Origin of the sequence: Thalassotalea sp. HSM 43, from assembly GCF_004752005.1 — a bacterium.
GTDB lineage: Bacteria > Pseudomonadota > Gammaproteobacteria > Enterobacterales > Alteromonadaceae > Thalassotalea_A.
This window is the reverse complement of record NZ_CP038493.1, coordinates 2,863,383-2,880,411: the sequence shown is the minus strand read 5'-3', so window position 1 is coordinate 2,880,411 and position 17,029 is coordinate 2,863,383. Positions and strand designations below refer to the sequence as shown.

Genomic DNA, 17,029 nt, shown 5'->3' with positions numbered 1-17,029 from the left:
TTCTTAAAATGCCCCAAAAACAGCCAAAAAAGTGTAATAGTGGTAATAACTTAGGAACTTATATTTGAGCGTAAATGCCACTTTTGGCTAACAGGGTATAACTATACTGTCAGTGTTCTTTTTAGTTGCTTTTGAGCGTTAGGTTGAGGTTGGTCCCCTCATTCGAGGGGAACCGTAATTAACAAGTGGTTGCAAATGGGTTACGTCGAAGTTCACATTTACGCTTCAAATCATCAGTCCAACAACGTGGCTTTTGAATTGATGCGTCAAGACCCATTGATTCCAGCTTATCTTTAAGAAGCGATAGTAAAACTAGGTCACTTCCTGAGATAATTGGATTGTCACCATATCCAGAAATCAAATTTACTGATAGCTCGATTTCAACGTCAAGGGCCGTTACGCAAAATATTCGTTCGCAATCCTCAACATCAACTAATTGAGTGCCAGTCATAATTGAATGCCATTCGGTTGAGATTGATTTTGCAATATTGTTAATTTGTTGATTTACAGATAATGAGTTTGTAGTCATAGGAAGTTCCTAAATACCACTAACACCATTGTTAGTGGGCCTGTTTTGGCCCCAACAGTTAAATGGTATCAGGAAATTCCTGAATTGAAACTGAATCAGTGTAAAGAGTTGTTACTGATCACAGCGTTTAACTAGCTTTTGATATTGAGTATGGAGTAAACCAAAAAGATTAATAACTAAAATAGATATTTATGATTAAGCTAGCAGAGACAATGCAACTCAGCGATATCTCAGCTAAAAAATAGCCCTAAACAATGCTAGGGCTATTTTTGATAATCTAGAATAATTGGGGAGAATCGTAAACCAAATTATTGACTGTGCTTTGTGCTAAAGCCCTTGCATCTAGGTCGCTCATTCGAAGGCAAGAGGCTACAGATAAAGCTGTTGAGCATGCAATGACGAATTTATCACCCATGCTTAAATGACGATTAACCAGTCCAAAGCGTTCTACATAACTATTGAACCGGCTCTCAATCTCAGTATTAGCATCTTCAATTACTGGAGGTGTTCTTTCCTTCTTGCATACAAGAATTGCATCTAAATTAATTGGTTCTTTAGATAAACTCTTAGGCGTAGCAACTGCCATTTCAGCTTTAACAGGGTGAGCTGCCACTATATCAAAACCAGCTTGGGTCACTGCACTGTAAACAGCCATCCAGCCATCAATGGTTGAATGATGGTAGCTAAAGCTCATTAGTCCTTCATTAACTAATACCCTATGGCATTCTTCGAAAATACTCTGAATCTTTCTAGCAAAACTAGCATTATCTTTATCTTGAACCTCATTCTCATGTGATGAATCAGGTCTTGCAAGATATACATATTTATCGCCAAGGGCATTACTCAACCAAGCATAGAAGAAGTCACTTAACTCACTGTAATGAACAAAGTCAAAATACGGAGGATCGGTAACTACTGCATCAACTGAGTTACTTGGTATTGGTAAGTTTGAACTATCGCCATTAAGAACTAATGCGGCTCTGTCATGCTGAACAAAATCTTCGTATTCAGAGCACAATGCGTGGTTAATTGGATCGCTGCATACTTTCTTTGAACTCTTCTTCTTTCCATCAGTTTCTTCTATCACGATATCAAAGGGAGCATCCAAATAAGTTTTTGCTTTGATGAGGCGGCTCTTAAATAGGCCAGAGAATGAACCACTACTTTTACCATTAACGCCCCAAACAGTATTCTCAAGAGGTGTGCGTTCAGGCTTTAAAATATGATTAGAGAACATATGGCGCACTGCACCTGTTCCTTCTCCTTTGAACGAGCAAAATAAGTTATTGAACTCAAGCGTTCCACTGAATAAGCAGACAAAGTGGTCACGTATAACCACATCTTCAATTTGTAAGATTCGTTGCAGTAAAATACCAAGAGTCAGTAACTGACGTTCATTGAAGAATTCTCTCCAATGGTTATAGTTATACCCTTTTGCTTGGTTAGTATTGTGGCCTGCTCTAACCTCCATTGTAGGTAATGGAAGTTCATGATCTAGTTCAGCAAGTCTAGTTGAAGCTTGATTAAGTAAGTCGAAATCATACTGAGTAGGCTTAATGTAAACCTTCTCTCCATCAGCGTTCAGAGCCATAATTGCATATAGCTTATGCTCTGGTGCATGGTCGGTAGCTTTTATTAAGTCCCTAATTTTATGCTTATTGCCTTGACTGTCAGTTACCGTAGTTCGTTCTACAGGTCCAATCTGAGGGTTAAAATGCTGTTCACAACCGGGACATATCTCATCTATTGAGTCATACCTTGCCGTGAATACTTCACCGCAATTTGGGCATAAAATCTGTGCTACGGGCTTCTTCTTAACATAAGCGTTTTTACTAAACACGTAACTACTGAGTAAAGGAATTCGTTCACCTGTTGGCGTGACTACTTCTTTAACCCAGAAATAATATAAGGCTTGTGTGGGTTCATTTGAACCAGGAACCATTGTCGTGTAGAAACCGAGTATTTCATCTCGCACATCTGCTTCAATTGAATTGAACTCTTGCTGAAGAAGTTCTGTATCTACATTGGTAAGAGCTTGGCGAACAAGAAACGTACTGACAGGGTTTACATCACAACCAATGACTTTAGCGCCAAGTTTTGCTGCTTCACCCAAAGTCGTACCAGAACCCATAAATGGGTCTAGTACCACTGAGTTTTGGTAATTTTGGTTTGTATGGAAATCTGGCCATTCACCTTGTGCTAGTGAGCCAGACACAATAGAGCGAAAAACACTACCTAGCCTCTTGGCCCACCACTTGTGGATATGATAGATCGGTCGATTGATCTCTTTCCTATAACTTTCATTTTCAGCAATTGGGTCTATGACCTCAAATGGAAAATTATTCTCTATAACTTTCATTAAATCTCATCAAGGACAACCATTGAGGCAACATTCCTATGCTTAGGCTTTCGTGCCTTCACTTTATCAAATAGGTCGTCAATCTCTCTAATGTTGTCGTTATTTGTAGGTTTATCATTATCCAGAACCGTAAAGCTGAACTGATTACCTTGGATATCTTTTCGTATTATAATCTCACTAGTCAAATCATCATAGGACAATTCGCTTGCAGCCTGTGTTGGCATGACCAAAACTCTCCGCTCAAAGAAGCAATCAAGTTTACTATTCAATGGATTTGCATATGTGTACATTGCTCTGTGGCGAACTGAACCTTCACCATATGAACCATGACCGTACTCACTCTGGTTAGCTAATTTTGCATGCTTATGCAGATCAAAATCATTATTGATAAAGTCACCATCAATAATCGAAAGAGTTTTAATGCTAGTGCTATCGTTCGACAGTAATGCAAAGAAGTAGTAAACAGGTATTGCCGTTACTTCATTGCCAACTTTAATCTCCATTGTTCCACATGGTAAGCAGCTATTATAATCGATTGTTAATCCACGAGAATCAGCGCCATTAGCCTTCTGAATCAGTTTTTTAACTTCTAGTCCAACAATAACGCCTGTATTTCGATCACGAATTACAACATCAGGTGTTGTTAATTTGCCTGCACTTACGACTTCTAAATTTGGGAAGGCATTTTTAATGGTATCCAGAATTAGATTATCGAACGGGTCATCTTGTGTTGTACCTACTATAGATGGCGCTCTTAAATTAATTGGAATTTCACCATTGACTGCCATTCCATGAAATAAGTCATATACCGATTTTACGATTGAGTGTACTTGTGTAGCCATTACCTTTCCTTCACTTCAGTTACGATGTACACAAATCGTAACTGAGAACCCGGCAAAGATAAAGGCCGTTATCTTAAAATAAAGGCCGTTATTTAGAGTAATTTATCATAAAGGCCGCTATTTTTACACAGCTTGGTTATAACGGCCTTTATTTTTTACTAGGATATATCAAATACCTATCATAGAATAGGTGGTAAGATTTAATCAATTTACGAACAATTCAGACTGGAAGTTACCCAGTTAAGGCTAGTTATGAACATAAATTTAGTACAAGGCGAAAAGCTAGAGCTTGGTGATGGAAAGATTCCTGAAGTCACTATGAGTGATGACGAAATCAATAAGAAGTATCTTGACGGTGAAATCCGCATAGTTACTGAGCAAGCACGATACCCATTGAATGCGATAGCTTCAATGGTGAAAAACACTGAAGAGTATAAGATGAACCCTGAATACCAGAGGCGTCATCGTTGGTCTAATGAAAAACGGTCAGCATTGATTGAGTCGCTAATAATGAACGTCCCATTACCACCAATTTTTCTATATGAGTATGACTATTCGTGTTATGAAGTTATGGACGGGCTTCAACGGCTAACAGCTATTTCATCTTTCTATGAAAATGAATTTGCTCTTGAAGGGTTAACTAAATGGCCTGAACTAAACACGAAACGTTACCATGAATTACCAGAGAAAGTTCAAAAGGGTATCGACCGTCGATATATTTCAGCAATCATTCTTTTGAAAGAAACAGCTAAAACTGAAGTACAAGCTGACCAACTAAAACAGATGGTCTTTGATCGAATTAATAGTGGTGGAGAAAAATTAGAACCTCAAGAGAAGCGCAATGCGAACTTTGACGGCAAGTTAAATAAGCTATGCATTAAACTTTCTGAAAACGAGTCGTTGAGCAAAACTTGGGGAATACCACCTCATATTGATGGAGCTAACGGTATACATACAGAGCGAGCGGCCAACAAGCTATTTAAAACTATGTACGATGTTGAATTGGTTTTACGTTTTTTTGCTTATCGTCAAAAACATGAATTGCATTCAGGTTCACTTGAAAGTTATTTAGATCGTTACCTTGAGCAAGGTAATTATTTCGAAGACGAAGTCAGAAATGCTTTGGCTGATTTGTTTAATCAAACTATTGACCTTGCATATGAGTTGTTTGGTGAACAGGCATTTTATATGTATAGAGAACGCCAGGGGAAATGGGCTTGGTATGAACGAGCGACTGTTGCAATCTATGACCCTATGATGTTAGTTCTAAGCCAAAACCTTGATAATAGAGTAAACCTTATCGCCGCTAAAACCGATATCCAAGCAGCACTAGAAGAGTTTTACCAGACAAATTATGATGCCTTTGGTGGTCGTAATGTTAACGAGGCAGCACTTAAAGAGCGTGAAGAACTATTAGCTAATTTCATTGCAAGGTTTATCTAATATGTTCACATGCAGTGGTGAGTTTTCTGGCAACATAGATGAGCTGATACTACATCTTAATTATGAGAAACAAAAGAAATCGTTTTTTCTTCAGATAGTAAAGGAGTCTGATGCTGATAATCCGCTAAATGATATGATTCTGGCTCAATTTGAAAACGTTGTGAAGCCTTCAAATACATCATCAAAAGAGTCAACATTTACTAACTCGATCATTTCATTATATGGATATCTTGAAAGTTATCTAGAAAAACTAGCAGAAGAATTCATAACGAAAATAAATGAAGCTAATATACCAAAATCAGCTTTGCCACCTGCTATCCGAGGGCGGCATCTAGAACTATCAATGAGCTATCTTCAGAGAGTTGCTAGGTATAAGTTGAAAGAAGGGGCCGATAAACTCGATTGCGAGAAAGAGGTTATTGCAGGTCTTTATTCATTCTTGCAAGAAGAAGAAGAAAGTTACACTCTCAATAGTAAAGCATTCTCTGCCCATACCAACTTCAACTATGACTCTATTCAGAACTTCTTTGCCCAAGTCGGTATCGAGAAAATCACAGATAGAGTCATTGGTTTTGAAAGCGTTACAGATCAACTTGCTTTAAGGCAGCAACAAGAACCAACTGAAGATAATACAGTTCATAAAGGTTGGCTCGAATCTGAATTGCGAGACCTTGCTCAATTGAGAAATGAAATTGCTCATGGTGCTTTTGAAGGTCCTTATGATAGCACTGAACTCATTATTGAACGGGCTGAGTTCCTAAAGTCTTTTGGTCTTGCTATAGCCGAAATATTGCATCGTACGTTTGATGAAATAGTTTTTAACTGTAAGGATCGAAATACTTTGGGAAAGCCTAAGCACGCCTTTGCTGAGCATAACTGCTTTGGCTTTTTAGGGCGTGCATTAGATGGAACGGAAGAGCGATTTACAATTAAGGCTGGTGATGAGATTTTTGCAAAAAACCAAACCTCATTAATTAGTGGATACATTGATTCGTTGATGCTTGATAGAAATCCAGTTGATGAGGTTCAATTCCCAAGTGAATTAGATATTGGCATCAAAGTAAATTTTGATGTGACCAGCTCTATGACTCGTCGTGAAATATCTGTAATACGGTAATTGATATTTGATGCCTAGTTCAACCCTGCTTTTGACTGGAACTAAACCGCCCATGGTTGAACTAGCTAATTAAAAATAGTCTTAATTAATAATAGATACCCTAACTCCATCTAATACTAACTGAGAATATTACCTAATCAGCAGATTCATTCTCAATAGCTCCGTTCAACCGCAGTTAGACTCGGCAAGCCGTTCGGCAATGATGCTCCACTTTGAAAACATTTTATTCTTTATGGATTACGGTCGCATACTCAAGCCCATATCTAGCATCAAATTTACTTTCAATCTCGTACAGAACATTATCTGATATCGGTTTAGCTGTAACAGTAAACCCATCGTGGATAATTGCGGCTAGCTCTATTCCCATCTCACGTATAATTGTGATTACGTCTGCTTCGAGTTGAGTTAGGATAAATGCACGTCTTGACCGTAATCGTTCGGCTCGTCTGAATTCTGGTAATTGATCGTCATCTGATATAGATTCTGGGTATTCCAGACTATGAAAGTTATGATTACTCCACCATATTTCCAACATTGGCGTGAATATATCAATCTCAGTTTTTAACCCTTGTAGGAATGACGTTGTTTTTGCATCTAGTGATTCCATTATTTCGTCGATCGGTCTAATCGAGTAAATTGGCATAGTTTCAATATATTCGTGCTCAGAATCAAATGAAACAGCTTTTGCTGCTGGGCCTTTATTCAGTCCCTTGCCATAGATTATTGACGTTACTAGCGACTTAGCCTCGTTCATTGTTATTTTGGCAGTATTAGCAATATGACGTCGAACACCATGTTTGTTTTGAATAAGTTGCTCCCAATGGGGTAAACGCATGCCCATGGACTTAGCTATAGCCACTAAAAACCTTGGGTGAGCAGTACTTAAATCGTAACTATAGTGACCTGACAGTAGAGCTTTGCGTAGTTCACGTTTAATAGTGTGCAGGTTGAAATCATTACCTAAGAGGTTTAATCGGCCAAATTGGTGTCGCCAATATGTCCAAGTGTATGAGCCATTGTTTTCAGCTAGGATTCGGCAATAATAGTCATATTGTTCCAATAGAATGTTATTGGTTTCTCCGTTTGACGTGATTGTCTCAATGAATATGTCTCGGTAACGTTTCAGATGTTCTATGTCAAAATCAATTGTGCATGTAACCGTTTCGTCGTTGTATTTGGCAAGTTTATTGACTGCTGGGCTGTACGTTGAACGGTCTGGCTTGAAGTTAGCATTTGAAGTAAACATAGGCTCTCCTGATATTTGAAACAATGGGTTTAGTTTGATTATTGAAACGGTATGGCCTTTGGCCGCTAGTTTGCGCTTTGGTAGAGGCGGAAGTAGTTCGGAGCCACTAACAGCAGGTATAGTAGGAATATTATTACTAGGTATAGATGTTCCAAAGTGACATTTTTCAGCTGATGGCTCGCCTGAAGCTCCACTAACAGCAGGTATAGTAGGAATATTATTACTAGGTATAGATGTTCCAAAGTGACATTTTTGGTTCCAATCTCTAAGTTGTTTCTTACTTGGTGCGTCAGCGCCTAACCGTGAACTTAGATATTGATTGACCTCTTTAAGCCCAATCAGGGCAACGGTATGGCCACCATTAACCTGAACTTCATATATCTGCTCAGCTGTCAATCTTACTCTTTGCTCTAACTTTGGATGATACTGCCCATTCAAATCTGACATTACTGCTTCAAGCTGAGAATCAGGTTTGTACTTTATGCCAGCACACCAACCATGGGTTTTGCTGGGTTCGAATATACTGAAAGTTTGACGTATGACATCATCCGAAAGCACTAAGCCACCATTCTTGGCATTGCCAAAAATCTGCCTCATAGTTGTGCCATTGATTGCAGCATATGATTTATCTTCGTTGTGACGTTGACCTGTACCGACGTGCTGAATTAATTCCATAAGTCCAAGCCAATTTACTGCACTTAATCCATCTGGAAGTTCAACTGAACCGAGCATTGATGAGCGAATATCATAAGTTTTATGCCGGGCTTGGTTGCCTCTCTTACTTTGCTGTGGCTTTGGTGCGTTTGATAAATTCATTTAATGAGTCCTTATCGGCTGTAACCGTGTCGAGGAAATATTGATTAATGTGGTACTGAATTTGCGACAGAGTCATATCTGCTAATTCTGGCAACGCGTTGCCTATCGATGTCGCTTGAGCTGGTTGAAGTGATACTTTTGGTCTTTTATCTTTGCCTGACATAGGTATGTCTCCTGTTTGATTTTTGAACAACAAAACCTCGTACAGGTAAATTCTGCACAAGGTCAAGGTAGGTAAGTTAAAGTTGTAGTTAGTTGTAGCTAATCAGGGTTCAGCTACGTCACGAAAACAATTGTGCCAGCTGGCTTGCCGTCTGAATCTACTGGGTCTGTACTGCTCACGACGTACTCAGGCGATGTAACTTTAAAAGCTCGATCTAGACCTGATACTACGACTTGAGAAATGACTGCATCAGGCACATCTAGACCAACTGAGTAATGATGCTCTGGTAATGTACGAATGGAACCAACTGGTGCGTCAATAACGGAAGCTATATCACCATCAGCCATTCGCCCGACGTCGGGTACTGCACCACCAATAAAACCAGTGACGAGTGATATACTTGAAGCTTCGACACCATTGCTGAGTACTACGACTCCACCGTCGGCAGAAATTGAGTTGTCAGTACCTCTGCTTTCGACTGGTTGAATACAAAGTGTCGGCAGTAAAGTATCATCGACCAAGCTAAATTGGATTAAAGTGTTAGCTTGAGTGATGAGCACGTTTATTAGCGTTTCAATTTCATCTGCATCAGGAATATCAGGGTTAGAGAATCTTTCAGCAATCCAAGTATTTCTTAATTCGGCTAAGCCGTCAGAGATCGATTGAACGCTAGAATAGCAATTAGGATAAAACATAATTTTTGCTGACTCTAACGCTTCAAACGTCTGCGGAATTGATTGCTCAAACTTGGAAATCATGGCCACGTAGTCAAGTGCTACCTTTTTAGTTGAACGTTGGATATTGCGGTTAATCATTAGCTACGCTCCCAAATGTTGATGTAAGTACCATTAGCGTCTTTGACAAATGCCTTTTGCGCAGGAATTAAAGCACCTGATTGATATGTTTGAATATCAGTAGGAATTGCATATGTGACGTCATTAACTTTGTACGTTAGATTTGCAAAGGCACCACCAGCGTCAGGCTTCAGACTTCTGATTAGACCCGTTTGCGACGTACTATATGTGTCGTCGTAAGCGTCAAAAGCTAAAAGCTCATGCGGAGTAGATAACAGATACCCAAACTGAGTCGGTGATACATATCCACGTGGGTTATATATCTCACCAACAGCCTCAAAGTCACCCGTATCGAGGTTACGGCCTAATACTAGAATTGAGTTTGCCGTGTCGGTTGTGGCAACAGTAGTTCTAACAAAAATATATCCGTTATGATAAGCAGAGTGCCATTGAGTATTAGACGATGTAACAGAGTATGGGTCTAGCGCGTTAGAGTTAACTCGCGTCAGTTCATATTCAGCACCGTTAAAGGACCACTCTTCCAAATCGTCTGAGGACAGGATAACGAATGAATCTGTAGCATCGTCGAAAATACACTGGCTAACGCTACTAAAATTAATGTCTATTTTTTGCTTTTGAGACCATGTACCTGCTCCGTCGTTGGCAAAAACAAACAATGTATCGGCAGTGCTACCGTCAACGTCGGCAGTGAACAGTAATTCGCCTTTTGGAGATTTCATAAGCTTGGTAGCAAATCCATCGTTGCCGTGGATATTTGATACAGTTAAGTCGTTAGCTCTATTCCATACGCCTGCTCCGTCTCGTTCATAGTGATAAATCAACTGGTCGGTGTCGTTATTATACGGGTCATAAGTGATAAAAAGGCTATCGCCGATAATTACAACCAAATCACCGAAGTGATATGGATACGTAGTTCCAGCTGGGTGTCTATTATGTAATTTTGCTTCGAGCATATAGTTTGCTGCTGATACTCGACGATATACTAGAACCACACCATCCTCGTACGTCGATTCGGTGGCGGTATGCATTGAAACAGCAATGTAATTACCTGATATGTCAATGTGCGATGGCGATCCGTCGTAGCCTTCGGCGCTGTAGTCGAGCAAGCCTTCAAACTCATAACTAGTGCCGTTGTGAAAATAGATCGGCAAGTAATCTCTATAATCTACATAGCCAGAGCGTTGAGCGACTGCAAGCAAATCTCCATCAGCTGCGGATATGCCATAGTCTCCTAGATTATCAATGAATCTGTCATAGGGAGTTCCACTTGGGTACGGTAATTCATCCCAACTGACTGGAAGCTGGAGTTGAGGTTTTATTTGGGACATGATGTTGTCTCCTGTTGAATTTGTGAATTAAAGTGCCTAGAGCCGTCTCGAAATTTTTGGGCGCACTAATCCCAACTGCCTAGGCGGTGCTATAACTGGTTCAAGTAAAATTTATTTAATGATGTGCTTGTGGATGCTATTGCTGGTTCCTGACGAGTATCAGGTTTAATAGAAATGGCTTAGATATGGTTATATAAGTACGTTTTTCTGTGTATCAGAGGTTAACCTAGGAATTCCATTAACTGGTTCGTCGGTGGATTGTGACGTAGCTTGATCATTGGCTCGGCTAGATATTCAAAGTCGCCATCGCCTATCGCAACGTACAGATTGAAAAACTCAACGAGTAGTTGAACCTCATCTGGTGACGGTAACCTGTAATCCAACTTCTTGGCCCAATCCGTTGCGCTATGATTTGACATTAGAACGTCGGTGAACCAAGGTGTGGAATCGGTATGGCGGTTGAACCAAGAGCTGAGACCGTTACCGTTAGAGCTAACTTTGCCAGGTTCACCCATTGCGGATAGAAACCAGTTGGTTACCCAGTTCAGTTGATGACAAGATGATGACTCATCGTTGGCCATAGTATTTACACGCTTTAAATTATTTGGATTAGAACCGTCTGATATTTCTTCATGGCGTCCATGTCTGATTTCCGTCTCATTGTAAATATTCCACAACGTTGGAGCTAAATAATATTGCATCAGTTGGTGACGTTGCTTACACATACCATGGTTCCAAGGCGCTTTGGCTTGGGTAGAGCCATTCACTGGAACTCTATTAATCAGCTTATGCCCGTAGCGACGCATTAACTTATGGCACTGGTGCTCTAAATGATAAACCGTCACTGGATCGTCAGGTGTCTCATAGTGATTGAGACCTTTGATCACGCCTACCACAGCCCATTTACGTCTAGGATCGTAGTAAGCGTCAGTACGTCCTTTAGCTTCAACATCCGTTGCTCGTTCAGGGTTTGAGACTGCATTGTTGGCACCTAAGTAATATTCGTCAAAAACTGAATCGTAATGCAGATACAAGCAACCGACGTTGAGATAGTTTAGCTCATCACTATTAACGGCAAATGAGTTAAAGATGGCCTCGGCACTCGGAATAGGGTCTCCGTACAGGTCAGTTTGGCTTGAGAGTGGGTCTAAATTTAATTTAGTCATTGCCCTGCTCCTGCTTGGTGGTATCAGCCGTTAAATCTGTCATAACGCGTTTATACGTCAATAGGCCGACGCAGTTGCTCTCTTCGTATGCTTTTCTCACCTGAAGCATAAAGGCAGCAGACGGTCTGTAAATCTCAGAAGTGAGTCCATTTGGCATGCGCTGACATACGTAGCCGCTGGAACTAAATAGTAGATTGATATTGTCTTTCTTCGATGAAGTGTTAATGACTTCGGCAAATTCATCGAAAGATAGGCGGTGCACTAGCATTGTCACCGCCACAGCGGTGGCTACGGTGTTAAATCTCATCTGTCTCATTTTGTTTCTCCTAATAGAGGGTATATGTGGTATATGTACCAGTTAAAAATCCAGTACCTTACGGGTATCTATTAGGTATATTTAATAAAAGAATTGAGAGTGTGAGTGGGCCAGAAAATTGAAAATGCAACGGGTAAACAATGCACATATTACATTTTTGACTGCCAGATATGAGAATAAAATTGCCGATGTTGGTGGCGCTAGCGCGCTAAGTGGATCGATGTCAGTCGATGTGGCTCTGAATAGCTTGAGCCAATGGAAGTTATACAACCTATAACGATAACAATTATCTTGCGCATAAGATGTTAACTCGGCACCACTAACTGTATGTATAAACAGTGTAATCATACTGACAGACAAATGACATGGCAAGTAACTTTAGTAATGATAAATCTGTGACTATTATTTATCTATCACTTACAATAACGACAAAATCTATTGTTTGACTTAATTTTCCAATAAAAACAATTACTAACTGCGTTATTAAAGGCTGGGTATGTACCATTATCTAAAACTGTTAACAAAACGACGTCGCAAAGTATTCTTTAATGAATTCACTGTCGACTATGACGTTAACGGCATAAAAGACAAACATTTAAGCGCGTTTCGCCGCTTTTACAGCCTCGAAGAGCAACAAACCTTGCCTGTAAGTTATGCCTTTATCGCGGGCTTTAAGCCGATGATGAAGGCACTCGGTCACAAACATTTTGCCTTCTCACCGATAGGGCTTATTCACCTAACCGCAGATTTTCGCCAATCCAAGCCCATAGATTATCGACGCCCATTTAAAGTAGACATCAAAGTGAAGCAAAACCGTCGACATCCTTTGGGCAAGTTAATACAGGTAGAATCTAAGTTTTATCAAGACGAGCAGCTATGCGTGATCAATACCAACAGCATGCTGAAAAAGCTCAAAACCATGGATAACAAAGCGGCCAGTAAAAACATGCAAAGTTTTAACGAGCCAACGAGTATGCATATAAACGCTGACTTAGCACGTAGTTACGCCAAGATAAGTTACGACTATAACCCGATCCACATCAGTAAACATTTGGCGAAGCTATTTGGTCTGCCAGGGACCATTATGCACGGTATGTATTTTGCGCATTTATTGCTTATTAACCATGATGTTGATAACAATCGGGTTAAATTTGAATTTAAGAAGCCATGCTTATTACCTACCGATATTGGCTTTGCCAAAGTTGATGAGCAATATCAGGTATTCTCTGGCTGTGATGATTTGCACTTAAACCTAAAGCTGTTTAGCAGCAGCTAGGCGTCGTCCAACTTAGGTTTATAGAAAGTGAGGTTTTCATTGACCAACAATTGATTAATCGCAGCAATGTTTTTGATGTAAATCTTACCTCGCACCAATTCAATATACTGTTGTTTTTCAAAATCCTTTAAAACCGCATTTACTCGTTGCCGAGTAACATCAGATAGGTTTGCTAATTGTTGTTGGGTGATCTCAAGCATGATCATAGTGCCAGCCGGTGTGGTTTGTTTACTGGCTAAATCCAATAAGGTGTATGCGACTTTTATCGCCACTGAGAACTTTTGATTAAGTAAGCCTTTTTGCAGTAATGGTAAGGTACGCATCTTCAGCAATGAGAACATGAATTTATAAAATTCCGGTTGTTGCTCACTCAGTCGTATAAGGTGTTGCTCCGATAGTTTTAACATCTGGCAATCTTGCAATACTTCGGCGGCAATAGACTCTTGCAAACGATAATCAAAAAATTGTCCGTAATAGAGGAAGTCGTCTTTACCTAACAACTTATAAGTAAAATGATCAAAATCAGAGGTACGAATGGATAAAATTAAACTGCCCGTAAAAAGGTAGTTTAGGCCGTCTTTGGTGTCTTCTGTAGAGAGAAAATAATAGCCTGCCTTTAATGACTGAATACTGCCCGCCGACAAGAATGCACGCTTGAATTGTTCAGATAACTGACAAGGCCAGTCTATTTTTTGTTCTAATTCGACAATTTTTAACTTAGTTAATGGCAATGGTTACCTCCCCTCAAAAGTTAATGTGATACTATCACACCCGTATTAACAGAAGATCACAAGCCATTACAGCTAACATCATATTAACATTTACAAGTGTCCTGTAGAGGACAAAACTCGCCTTCATATTCTTCAATAATAGCTCCATCAAAACACGGCGCAAATTAAACACTTTGTTCCGTCTAAGTTTTTAAGCTTAATTTAGGAGCTAATCATGACATTGAAGAACCTTACTAAAGTTGCAGCATTTGTTTCTGCGGCATGTTTATCAACCGCAGCAATCGTGCCTACAGCAATCGCAGCTGGCGGCAGTGCTCCTGCTGTAGATCAAAACTTTAAAGTTGAAGCAAGTACCACCTTATTTAAAAACGTTAACGTATTTAATGGTACTGACAATAAGCTTTACAAAGGTCTTAACGTTTTAGTTGAAGGTACCACCATTACCAAAATCAGTGATGACGATATCACCGTTAATGGCGATGCTCGTATCATCGATGGTCAAGGTAAAACCTTAATGCCAGGCCTTATTGATGGTCATGCGCACATCATGATCAACAACAACTTTGGTAACGTTGAAAGTGATATGGACTTAACCGATATGTCTTATCGTGCGTCGATTGTCGCTGAACGTTTTCTTATGGATGGCTTCACCACAGTGCGTGACATGGGTGGCCCAGCATTCGGACTGATGCGTAACATCAACTCTGGTCATATCATCGGCCCTAAGATTTTCCCTTCAGGCACTTTTATTTCGCAAACCTCTGGCCACGGTGATTTTCGTGACCGCGGTGATGCCGGCTTCTCACCGACCAGTGCACACGATGCATCAAACTTCGAACACTTTGGTATTGGTGCGGTAGCTGATGGCCAAGCAGAAGTATTAAAAGCAACGCGCACCAACTTACGTAACGGTGCGACACAAATTAAGATCATGGCAGGTGGCGGTGGCTCATCAAAGTATGACCCAATCGATACAGTACAGTTTTCTAAAGAAGAAACCTGTGCCATCGTTGAAACCACCAAAGACTGGAATACCTACGTCGGCGCCCATGTATTTAACGACCGTGCGATGAACCGTCTAATGGATTGTGGTGTGAAATCATTCGAACATGGCTTTTTCATGAACGAAGAGACCATGAAGCGTATCTCTAAAGAAGGTGTCTATGTGGTACCGCAAATGTGGGGTCTGTCACCGGATCTAGCGAAAAACCCGCTAATGCCAAAAGACAAACTGCCGCTAATCAAGGTACTTCGTGAAAAATACGGTAACTACGGTAAGCAACTACTTGCTAACAACGTAAAAGTTGTCTTCGCATCGGACTACGTTGGTACCTTTGCTGACGCGGAACGTGCGCGTCGTTACGAAATCTGGTGGCGTGGTGAAGCGTTCGGCGATAACTTCGAAGTATTGAAGCAAATGACCTCAACCGCTGGTGAATTAATGGCTTTATCAGGTCCACGTAACCCATACGCTGCATCAGGTAAACTCGGTGTGGTTGAAGTAGGCGCTGCCGCTGACCTTATTCTTGTCGACGGTAACCCACTGAAAGACTTAAGTGTTATTGGTGGTAACGACAAATGGTTCGACGCGGATCCTGAATACAAGAAAATCGACACACTTCACATTGTTATGAAGGACGGTGTTATCTACAGAGACGAACTAAAGTAAATTGATAAATCTGGATAACTCCCTTAAAAAAACAGCGGCATTAGCCGCTGTTTTTTTATCTATAAATGGCAAGACATCTATAATTTATCTATACCTAATGTTGAAGATAAATAATAAGGTGCTGTTATGAAAGCTGTTTTTGTACATTTTTGGGGTCCACTGCTGGTGGGTTTGATGCTATTAACCGGTTGTAAATCAACACCATCGAACGTTGATTACGATACCGAGACGAATTTCAGTCAGTTTAGTTTTTATCAATTCGTAGACTCCAAAGAAGAACAAGCTGCTGAACTTGATGATTTAAGTAAAGATCGCATTGAACAAGCGATCAGTAGCGAGCTGAGTAAAAAATCGTTAAATGCCACCGATGATGCTGCCGATCTGCAAGTCAGTTTTTACACCACCGAAGAGCAAAAAGAGAATAAGTCATCGTTTAGCATTGGCTTTGGCGGCACCAATTACGGCGGCAATTCGTCCACCGGTGTTGGCGTCGGCACCACCATTCCAATCGATCGTGGTTATGATGTCTACACGCAAATTACTATCGACTTTTATCATCAAGGCAAAATGATTTGGCGCGGCTTTGATGGGTTCACCGCCGAACCTGATATGACACCGGAACAACGTCAAGTGGAAGTGAATAGCGTGGTCAGTAAAATTCTGAGTCAGTACCCACCAAAATAAGGCAAGCAAAGATTATCTAAATCGGTTGGTAAATACATATAACCAACTAATATAAATAACCGGCCTGATATGCTCTATCATTATGCTTCGACAGAAAAGCATACGTGGAGCGTATTTTGGCCCAAACCGATGTAAACAACACATCCCCTTTAAAGCAGCTTTATGAGTTGTGGCAACGAGCAAGTATTGTCCTTGCCTCGGTATTTATGACAAGCATAATCGCAACTCTAATTTGTGCCGCATTAGGTGAAGCCAATACCTTGGTGATTGTTAGTGCGCTGTTATTGGGTATTGGTCACGGATTAAGAGCATTACGTAACATAGAAGCAGGCATTGGTTTGCAAAAACACCTGCAAAAACGTAAAAAGTTCGACATTTAGCCACACCATCTGTAAAGATAATGTTGCATATTCCAGCCTATTTAGGGCTGCCAACCGAGCAAACCCACTCACCTTGGATTTTAGCGACATATACCCACCTATTCACCTAACTTATCGACATTTAAAAGCTGTTCCCGACAGAGACCTCT

Annotated in this window: 16 protein-coding genes; 6 read left to right on the top strand and 10 right to left on the bottom strand. The window is 40.4% G+C overall.

The window, feature by feature from the left end:
• Positions 1–178 precede the first annotated feature (178 nt).
• From E2K93_RS12475 to E2K93_RS12465, 3 genes are all read right to left on the bottom strand, one after another.
• Positions 179–529 carry a hypothetical protein gene (locus E2K93_RS12475; protein ID WP_135439417.1) on the bottom strand — a complete coding sequence of 117 codons (351 nt, stop codon included), beginning with the start codon at positions 527–529 and terminating at the stop codon, positions 179–181.
• Between the two features lie 277 nt (positions 530–806).
• Complete coding sequence (locus E2K93_RS12470) at positions 807–2,888, bottom strand: DNA methyltransferase (protein WP_135439416.1); 2,082 nt, start codon at positions 2,886–2,888, stop codon at positions 807–809.
• The gene (locus E2K93_RS12465; protein ID WP_135439415.1) at positions 2,888–3,730 is read right to left on the bottom strand and encodes a hypothetical protein; all 843 of its coding nucleotides are present in this window, start codon (positions 3,728–3,730) and stop codon (positions 2,888–2,890) included. Before E2K93_RS12465 ends, E2K93_RS12470 begins: the two co-directional genes overlap by 1 nt.
• Positions 3,731–3,982: 252 nt before the next feature.
• Between E2K93_RS12465 and E2K93_RS12460 the strand changes: the two genes are divergently transcribed.
• A complete protein-coding gene (locus E2K93_RS12460; protein WP_135439414.1) occupies positions 3,983–5,173 on the top strand; it encodes a DUF262 domain-containing protein in 1,191 nt (396 codons plus the stop codon).
• Complete coding sequence (locus E2K93_RS12455) at positions 5,157–6,290, top strand: HEPN domain-containing protein (protein ID WP_135439413.1); 1,134 nt, start codon at positions 5,157–5,159, stop codon at positions 6,288–6,290. The genes E2K93_RS12460 and E2K93_RS12455 overlap by 17 nt, the downstream gene beginning before the upstream one ends.
• 223 nt (positions 6,291–6,513) lie before the next feature.
• Here the strand turns inward: E2K93_RS12455 and E2K93_RS12450 are convergent, their stop codons facing one another.
• From E2K93_RS12450 to E2K93_RS12425, 6 genes are all read right to left on the bottom strand, one after another.
• The gene (locus E2K93_RS12450; protein ID WP_135439412.1) at positions 6,514–8,352 is read right to left on the bottom strand and encodes a hypothetical protein; all 1,839 of its coding nucleotides are present in this window, start codon (positions 8,350–8,352) and stop codon (positions 6,514–6,516) included.
• A complete protein-coding gene (locus E2K93_RS12445; protein ID WP_135439411.1) occupies positions 8,315–8,515 on the bottom strand; it encodes a hypothetical protein in 201 nt (66 codons plus the stop codon). Before E2K93_RS12445 ends, E2K93_RS12450 begins: the two co-directional genes overlap by 38 nt.
• Before the next feature lie 113 nt (positions 8,516–8,628).
• Positions 8,629–9,330: a hypothetical protein gene (locus E2K93_RS12440; RefSeq protein WP_135439410.1), complete on the bottom strand. Its 702-nt coding sequence runs from the start codon at positions 9,328–9,330 to the stop codon at positions 8,629–8,631.
• On the bottom strand, positions 9,330–10,658 hold the full coding sequence (locus tag E2K93_RS12435; RefSeq protein ID WP_135439409.1) for a hypothetical protein: 1,329 nt from the start codon (positions 10,656–10,658) through the stop codon (positions 9,330–9,332). The genes E2K93_RS12440 and E2K93_RS12435 overlap by 1 nt, the downstream gene beginning before the upstream one ends.
• 221 nt (positions 10,659–10,879) lie before the next feature.
• Positions 10,880–11,824 (bottom strand): hypothetical protein, encoded by a 945-nt coding sequence (locus E2K93_RS12430; RefSeq protein WP_135439408.1) that lies wholly within the window; start codon positions 11,822–11,824, stop codon positions 10,880–10,882.
• Positions 11,817–12,140, bottom strand: a complete 324-nt coding sequence (locus tag E2K93_RS12425) for a hypothetical protein (RefSeq protein ID WP_135439407.1) — start codon at positions 12,138–12,140, stop codon at positions 11,817–11,819. The genes E2K93_RS12430 and E2K93_RS12425 overlap by 8 nt, the downstream gene beginning before the upstream one ends.
• Positions 12,141–12,636: 496 nt before the next feature.
• Here E2K93_RS12425 and E2K93_RS12420 point away from each other — a divergent pair, with 496 nt between their 5' ends.
• Entirely contained in the window at positions 12,637–13,416 is a 780-nt protein-coding gene (locus tag E2K93_RS12420; RefSeq protein WP_135439406.1) for a MaoC/PaaZ C-terminal domain-containing protein, read from the top strand.
• On the opposite strand, the gene E2K93_RS12415 is transcribed toward E2K93_RS12420, so the two are convergent.
• Complete coding sequence (locus E2K93_RS12415) at positions 13,413–14,147, bottom strand: Crp/Fnr family transcriptional regulator (RefSeq protein WP_135439405.1); 735 nt, start codon at positions 14,145–14,147, stop codon at positions 13,413–13,415. The genes E2K93_RS12420 and E2K93_RS12415 overlap by 4 nt on opposite strands.
• A 214-nt stretch (positions 14,148–14,361) precedes the next feature.
• On the opposite strand from E2K93_RS12415, the gene E2K93_RS12410 reads away from it, so the two are divergent.
• The 3 genes from E2K93_RS12410 (at position 14,362) to E2K93_RS12400 (ending at position 16,880) form a co-directional block, all read left to right on the top strand.
• Positions 14,362–15,816: a metal-dependent hydrolase family protein gene (locus E2K93_RS12410; protein WP_135439404.1), complete on the top strand. Its 1,455-nt coding sequence runs from the start codon at positions 14,362–14,364 to the stop codon at positions 15,814–15,816.
• A 126-nt stretch (positions 15,817–15,942) separates the two neighbouring features.
• Positions 15,943–16,500, top strand: coding sequence for a DUF4136 domain-containing protein (locus E2K93_RS12405; protein ID WP_135439403.1), 558 nt, complete (start codon positions 15,943–15,945; stop codon positions 16,498–16,500).
• A 116-nt stretch (positions 16,501–16,616) separates the two neighbouring features.
• Positions 16,617–16,880, top strand: a complete 264-nt coding sequence (locus E2K93_RS12400) for a hypothetical protein (RefSeq protein ID WP_135439402.1) — start codon at positions 16,617–16,619, stop codon at positions 16,878–16,880.
• Positions 16,881–17,029: the final 149 nt, after the last annotated feature.